Below are 7909 nucleotides of genomic sequence, written 5' to 3'. Positions count from 1 at the left end.
AATAAAATATTTATCGTTGTTTCTGATAATTCAAAGATCGTTGACTGAATTTGTTTTCATCTGGGAAAAAAAGTCCGGTATTTCAGCCGAACTTTTTTCAATCTTAATATTATAATAATGTGGTTAACTTCAAACCTATAACAAATACAATTCCGGGCTTTCTCTTTATCTATTTATAGCGAACAACTATAGCACTACTTATTTTTTACGAATATAAAAGGATATTACCAAGCCGATCCACCCTAAGTTTAACACAGTTTGCTTTAATCATGATTGGCTTCTTAACACCTTTGTTATCTACTTCCAATAAATCATCTTCTTTAAAAAACTGCATTAACCTTTCGTTCTTATTATTTGTTCCACATTCATTATTCGCAATTGGTGAAGCATAAGCAAATGGTACGAAATGACATTCCCCTCCTGTACAACTAACCATTTTGTATATTCGCCTGGTTTGATCTTTGGTTAATTTATTTAATTTAATTCTCGAAAAATTTTCTCTTTCATCATCTGTTGGCACATATACCAAATCATGTGGAGAAAGCCAGAACAGCAAATCTCCTTTTTCAGGCTTAATCGGAACAGGTGGTAAATCTTTTTGTTGTTCTACAGGCAATGTTGCCTTCCATTTTTGATGTTCTATAACCTCATTTAAAGGAATAGATTCATAAATTCTATTTTTATTTTTATCTTGATATACAGCAAAGAAAAGATTGGTACCTTTAGCTGTTTCCACATATTTAGTTTTTTTATTACCTGTTTGTCCTAGCGGAAATTTGCTACCTAGTTCAAATACTCTTACTTTATAGATAGGTTGATGCAATTTCCCATCGTTATATTTTCTGATATTTTTATTCATATCCTCAATAGCCTCGGGAGAAAAAGCCAGCTCCGGATTATTTGATTTACTTCTGAGGTAGTTCTTTAAAATCTTCTGTATACCAGTATCAGTAATTGATTCAATAGCCTTCAAATCAAATGATGAATCAAGGCTTTTCCTGGTTGCCGTCAATACTCTTCCATTAGGGACTTTTATTCTTTTCAAATCAACTTTTCCGGAAACTGTATCTTTGTGAATATGTCTTCTAGTAGCCCAGTTTACTCCATCCTGCTTATGTAACTCTTTTACTTTAGAACCATCCCGATCGGTCCATTTTTCATAATTATTTGTTGCCTTATTAATTATGCGAAGATTTTGTTTAAAGCTTACAATTATTTTATCCAAAGCACTTTTTGAATCAAGAGTAAAATCATTCCAGGGTTTCTTAAACACCCATTGATAATCTTTACCTGACTTATCATTGTATTTTTTAAAACAAAGAGCTGTCCTCAAATCATGTCTGAATTTTTGTTTTTCCGTTTTACTTTTCTTTTTATGCAATGCATGTTCATTGTTTAAAAAATTTATATGATTTCTGGTTACACAGGCAATCACTAAAGCATCTAAAGCGTGATGTCTATGATCAATTCTTTTCTTCGTAAAACCTTTTGAAAGAGCTAGAGGTACTGTAGGCAAAAACTTCTGATGATTTTCATTCCAGGTTGTAAAATCCTTTGAACCTGTCAATTCGTTCAAACGCTCAAATCTTGGCAGAATAAGTTCATTCCAAACATCATTTAATCCCCAATCCTGCTTTAACTCAGAAGTTATTTTTCCATTGCCGGGAATAAGGTTTTTCGAATTTACGCCATCATCATTTGCTTCTTCACGGACAATATTTGAAAGTACAGACAATACAAATTTACTGATGTAACGAGTATCATTCATCTGCCTCTCAATCATTTTTTCCGGAATTTCCTCCAGCAAGAGTTTATTTTTCTTTGACCTGTTATTCGAATAACTATGAATAACAAAGTGTCTATAGGAGACTTCATCAAGAACTTTTACAGTTTTTCCAAAGCCTATTTCTACAATACGTCCAGGATTATTTTTGATAAACTCTAAACCTAGCTGATTATCTTTTAACTTATTTACAGCCGATTCGCAAATCACTTTATTACTAAAACTATCATCAAAGAAAAGACTTTGTGGAATGATATGTTCTATTTCATATTCATGTGTAAATAGCTTCCCTAAAGGAATCATTTCACCTGTGTAAGGAGAGCGATATTTTTGCTCCAGCCATAATTTATACCGCTGCAACTCCGACTTTGTCGGCTGCGCTATACGGCTTATTTTTTGAATATCTTCAGGAACTTCAATATCTGAATTCAAAACACCATCTTCATAGATTTTTAAAATTTCCTGTTGAGATGGTGAATAAGGTCGGACATTTTCAACAGATGTATCGTTCAGAAGCTCAGCTAATAAAGCTTTTACCCTAAGATTGGTGTTTTCATTTTCAGTAATCTGCCTAGTCAACTTCGCACGTTCTTCAGCAGTTTTTTTCATATCTCTACCTAGCTCTACATGTATTTCGTTAAAAAAACCTTTTACCCCATTTCCATACTGTTGCCAGATATCCCCTACAACCCTTAATATCTCTGTAACTACCTGCTCTACGATTGGGTTTCGCAATGAGTGTTGCTTAAACTCTTTTAAATATTTCTTCAAATCGTCAACAGAATTCCATTTACCTTCCAGACCTGCTTCAGAATGTCTTCCATAAACAACATACTGGGCCAACCATAATGGCAAACCTTGAAAGTCGCTTTCTTCCACCAGCTTATGCTTTTCCGCTTTTTCACGAACTTTGTTTTTTATTTCTTCATCAAATTCACCTGTAATTATTTTACCTATTCTACCTTTTACTTTAGTGTCTATATTTGCCAAACTCCAGTACTTTCCTATTCGCAACAATGGCAATAACTTCTTAATTGCCTTTTCAGAATAAGCTCCATACTCACTACGAAATGGAGGAAACTTTCTAAATGCATTAACGAATGACTCTGAATCTAACTTGTGCTTTTCTGCAAATGACTTTAAGGCTTTCTCATAATCCGCTTTATCATTTACGGAATAGATAATATGCCATAACTTATATTCTACCTCTCCTGTCAAAAAATCAAGAGGTAAATCATTTACTTTTTCTAACTTTGAAATAATAAGAGCTTTGGTCTCATTGCATGGATAGCTCTTATTTTCAACATAATTCCATCGATACTTTTCTGATTCAGCTTTTAATGCTTTTCCTTTTACTCCTTTTTGTCCAAGTAGATATTTTATCAAATTCTCTTGTTCGATTTCTTTTCGGTGATTCAAATATTCAAATAAAATTACTCTATCATCCACGCTTTCAAGAAACTCACCTGTTACATTTTCATCACTATCTTTCCTATATATTGACAGATTATTTATCCATTGCCATATGCGAAACTCCTGATAATATGGATTGGACTTGGGAACAGTCTTCAGATATTCAATATTCTCAACTCCCTCTGCATCCTTATATTTCCTGTATTCCAAAGTACAGTTACCAATGGAAGATTTCTGACTTCGTAATGGGCGTTGATAAAAAATTATATCATCAAGAAACAGGTGTACAAAATCTTTCTTACTTAGCTGTATCTTATGCGCTTCATTGTTTCTATATAGTTCACGAATACAATCAATATAGATATCGGTATTCTGTAGTTCAGGGTGAAACTCCTTTTGCTTTTGAAGGATCTGCCTTAATTCATCTTTATAAAATTTTCGTTCTATAGTTCTTACTAACTTTCCTTTTATCTTCTGTTTGGGATCCTCCAACAAAGCATCATATATGTAAGTTCCGATAGTTTTACCTGATTTGGCAACATCCTGTTCCGTTTTCTTTTTCAATAAAGTCCAGTCGTTTTCCAACGGTGCTCGAAAACTTCTTTTATCATTATTTTCTTTGTCCTTCTTTACACTTCCGTCATCATTTAATTCGGTGGTAACAATAAAATCCCTGACTTTATCTTTCCAGTCAAACAGGGGAGTTTTACTTGAACGCCTATAAACCCAGCCATTATTGAGATGCAGCGAATACCAAGTATCTCCCTTACTATTCGGTTTTTCATCCGCAAAAACATCTGTGATTTTTAAAGAATGAAATTCAACTAATTTATTAGCATTTTCTTCTTCTTCCTCTCCCCTCAATTGATAATATCCTCGTTTTTGATTAAAATTAAGAATAATCCAGGCCAGCTCTTCTTTTTCGATTTTTCGACTCAACGCTTCTTTTCTCAAAAAATAAATAGTCCAGTCGTAAGGTATTAGCAGGTCTTTCCCTTTTTCATCCTTTAAAAGTTCTGGCTGATGCTGACGAAAATCTACCAGCATTTTCCCAAAAGATTTTGTAAATAAGAATTGATTGTTTTCATAAGCTATTTTGGGTTCCTTATCTTCTAAGAATTTACCCAAACGTCTTTCAAAATCAATATCTGCTGAATAATGCTTAGGAAGAAAACCCAAAATATTTAATACACGATGTAAACGCTCCCGTCTCAACAAAAAACGCTCCCTTAATCTTCTTGTACTTCTAAAGCCTGTTCTATCTGCTGTTTGTGAAACTGAATTTCCTTTTCCAAATTCTCCTAAAATATCCTGGCTCATCGGAATTATCCTACTTCCCATTCCAAGGATCTGACCTTCACTATTATCAAAGTCCTGTTGAATCAGCGCCCAACCAATAGAGTTTGTACCCAAATCAAGCCCAAGTATAGTTTTCATATTTCTGTTTGTTTGAAAGATTTAAAAATCAAAAAGTAGCTAGCATTTTTTTGTATATGTTCAAATATAATCTATATTTGAACTTGAAAGCAAATCACAATAAGGATTATTCCGTTGTGAAAACATTTAAGCCGCCTCGTCTTACAATACGGGGCTTTTTTGTTTTACTTTGATATATTAACGTTCCCAACTTATCCCATCTAGACAAGACAACTCACCGGGCATAATATCAGAAATAACGTTCTTGTGTATATCACTTCACTCAAAGAAATAAAGATTTTAATGAAGAGGCGTGATTTCCCTGAATGAGAATTTCAATTTTCTCCTGACTGACGTGCGTTGCCTACTTCTTCTTGAAGATTCATCCTGGAATTGGAATTGGTTTTAAAAATGGGATTTTCCATAGCTCCTACAATTATTAAACTTTAATTGCAACAAGACATTGTAGCCTCTCTGGGGCTCCAGAGGATATTTAAAGGATTAGCAAGATGCAAAAATATACATAGTGTTCCTGTCTTCTGGTTTTCGAGCGTCTCAAAAAAGAAAGAGGCTGCTAAAAGCAACCTCTTTCAACATAAACCCTTTATGACTGATCTATTCCAAAACGAATCGCCCATTCAACAGGAGAATAATCTGTATCAGAACCTGAGATAGACAACTCACTCTTTAAGAGCAAAGGTGGTTGTGCCATAAATTTAGGAGCACTTCCCCGATGTGGCTGAGCTGAGTGAACCAAAAACGGATGACATAGGTAAACTGTACCAGCTTTACCTGTAGCATACACTTCTTTTCTTTCCGGCAAGTCGTGTAACTTGTTTGCAAGCTCCATAAAAGAAAGACCTGAATCTCCCTCTTTAGACAATAACTTTGCAACATCCAAATGAGAACCTTCATAAATGATAGTCGGAGCATCATTTTCACTGACATCTGAATACAAAATCAACATCAACAACGCTCGCCCCTTTGATTTGACATTTACACGCCATTCAAAAAAATTATTAGGGTCATTTCCAGGAAAACCTGCATCTACATGTTTGCCGGTATCATTTGGCTGTTGAAAACTTGGAAATCTGACAGGAAACGTTCCAACACTCCGACAAGGAACCCATTTTTCTTTACCAATTAACTGATTAAAAATACCATGCAATCTTGGAGTATTTATGGAATTGACAAAAGGTTCATTGGTATACATTCCCAAACGAATTACAGGCTCAATCCAGGTGGAAGGATCTGCCCTATTACAAGGAAGGTCATTCCATAAAATTTCTAATGCAGCATCTGCAATTTCTTTGGTGAATGAATTATCAAGACGGACAAAACCGTTATGAATAAAATGCTCTATTTCCTTTTTACTTAGTAAATCTGACATAATTTATTTATTAAAAACCATGCACAGACAGCAACAGGATTTGTCGGTCAATTGACATGGTTATAGGATTATCAATAAAATGAATGAATAATAGAAAAGTACGCTTTGTATAAATAAAGCGCATTGCTTGCTTATAGAACTAAGCTTGAAAGGGTGTTATAGCATTACAGTCATTCTCATATTAACAAAATTAAAGAAATATCTCTAAACGAACAAAACTAAAAAGGGGCTTCACTTTCTAAACGAGAATCTCCGCTCCGTGGCATGTCCCCTGACAGGATAAAACTTTCCTTTCACTAAAAAACTTTCCAAATAGCTAAATCCAGGAGTTGCAGATTGTCTTTATAAATGATTTTCCATAGCTACTGCGGTAATACGAAATTTATTGGCTTTAGACAGAGTGATCTGTAAGGTGACCACGGTGGAGAGATATAATGTCACTGGTACCTTTCAAAAGTGTCAGGAAAGACCAGACACCACAAGAGAAGCTTACTCCCTCCTCCAATCACACCACTATATCATCAAGCCCAGCCTAGGACAGGGCATAACATCCGAAATAACTTTCATGTGTATATCACTTCACACAAAGAAATAATGATTTTAATGAAGGGGCTTCCTTTTGCAAGCTTGCAATTTCATTTTTCAAACTTGAATTTTCAATTTACAAGACTGTAATCCCAATTTGCAAGATTGTAATTTCGATTTGCATGCTTGTAATTCCAGTTTGCATGCTTGCAATCCCAGTTTACATGCTTGTAATTTCGATTTGCATGCTTGCAATTCAAGTTTACATGCTTGCAATCCCAGTTTACAAGCTTGTAATTTCAATTTACAAGCTTGTAATTCTGATTTGCAAGACTGTAATTCTGATTTACAAGTAATAAAATTGTTTTTTTTACTTACTGGATGAATATAATTTTATGCCTTTTTAAAATTTCAGATAGGTGAAAGAGATATTTATTCAGAAATTGATTTTGTCATAGATATTTTTTCTTCTTATTTATTTTCTATTTTTTCTTATATACTAGTAGACTTTGTTTTCATCTAGGAAAAATCATAAAACCAACTGATTCCTAAATAGATGCAATAAAATATTTTTTAAAATTTTATTGCATTTGATTGGCAATATTTAAACTTTTGTCCCATCAATTTTTTAATAACAAAAACATATCAGCTATGACAACCGCTAAAAAAGCAAAGGTTAAGCTTAACCTTAGAGCATCTTCACTAGAAGAAAAACTTACTCTCGCCAGACAAATTGTACAGGCACTTACAGCAAACGAACATTTTCCTTCGCCCATTCCATCACTGGAAACAGTGGGTTCTGCTATTGGAGAATTGGAAAAAGCAAATGCTGATGTAAAGCTAGCCCGACAAACCCTTTCAACCAAGTACAGCATTTTAGATGACAGATCTTCAGAACTTGATGCTGTACTGAATCAATTAGGTGCTTATGTAGAAAGCACAGCAAAGGGAGATGAAATTAAAATTAAGCTGGCGGGAATGAGTGTAAAAGCTTCAAAGAGTCCTACAGGAATTCCTTCAGCACCGGAAGGCTTATTGGCTGTGGCAGCCAATGAAAAGGAAATAGAACTTTCCTGGGATTCTGTAAAAGGTGCTAAAAGTTACATAGTACAACTTACATCAGATTTGAGCAAAGATGATAGCTGGACTGTGGCCATTGTTTCTACCAAGTCCAGAACTACTATAAAGAATCTGGAAAGCGGAAAAAAATATTGGTTTAAAGTTGCTGCAGTAGGTACAGCAGGTCAAAGTGCCTGGAGTGATCCGGCAACTAAATATGCTATCTAATCAGCAAGTGTTGAAGTTCTATTTATGAACGATTTTTTTAGAGAAAGACCTCACCCTAAATCCCTCTCCTGAAGGAGAGGGACTTTAATGTGTAT

At 34.4% G+C, this 7909-nt stretch carries 3 protein-coding genes; 1 reads left to right on the top strand and 2 read right to left on the bottom strand.

The features are described 5' to 3' along the window. Positions 1–205: 205 nt before the first annotated feature. Together cas9 and K350_RS0126340 are read right to left on the bottom strand one after the other, a co-directional pair. A complete protein-coding gene (gene cas9 / locus K350_RS0126350; protein WP_028982474.1) occupies positions 206–4633 on the bottom strand; it encodes a type II CRISPR RNA-guided endonuclease Cas9 in 4428 nt (1475 codons plus the stop codon). A 583-nt stretch (positions 4634–5216) separates the two neighbouring features. Then, positions 5217–6002, bottom strand: a complete 786-nt coding sequence (locus tag K350_RS0126340) for a phytanoyl-CoA dioxygenase family protein (RefSeq protein ID WP_028982473.1) — start codon at positions 6000–6002, stop codon at positions 5217–5219. A gap of 1176 nt (positions 6003–7178) precedes the next feature. Between K350_RS0126340 and K350_RS0126330 the strand changes: the two genes are divergently transcribed. Further along, on the top strand, positions 7179–7814 hold the full coding sequence (locus tag K350_RS0126330; protein WP_028982472.1) for a fibronectin type III domain-containing protein: 636 nt from the start codon (positions 7179–7181) through the stop codon (positions 7812–7814). Positions 7815–7909: the final 95 nt, after the last annotated feature.

The sequence above is a fragment of the Sporocytophaga myxococcoides DSM 11118 genome (assembly GCF_000426725.1).
Classification (GTDB): Bacteria; Bacteroidota; Bacteroidia; order Cytophagales; family Cytophagaceae; genus Sporocytophaga; species Sporocytophaga myxococcoides.
This window is presented reverse-complemented; position numbering and strand designations above follow the sequence as displayed.

What these genes read in the sequence shown, in the direction of transcription:
- cas9 (WP_028982474.1), bottom strand. Translation starts at nt 4,633, where the DNA reads ATGAAAACTATACTTGGGCTTGATTTGGGTACAAACTCTATTGGTTGG.
- K350_RS0126340 (WP_028982473.1), bottom strand. Translation starts at nt 6,002, where the DNA reads ATGTCAGATTTACTAAGTAAAAAGGAAATAGAGCATTTTATTCATAAC.
- K350_RS0126330 (WP_028982472.1), top strand. Translation starts at nt 7,179, where the DNA reads ATGACAACCGCTAAAAAAGCAAAGGTTAAGCTTAACCTTAGAGCATCT.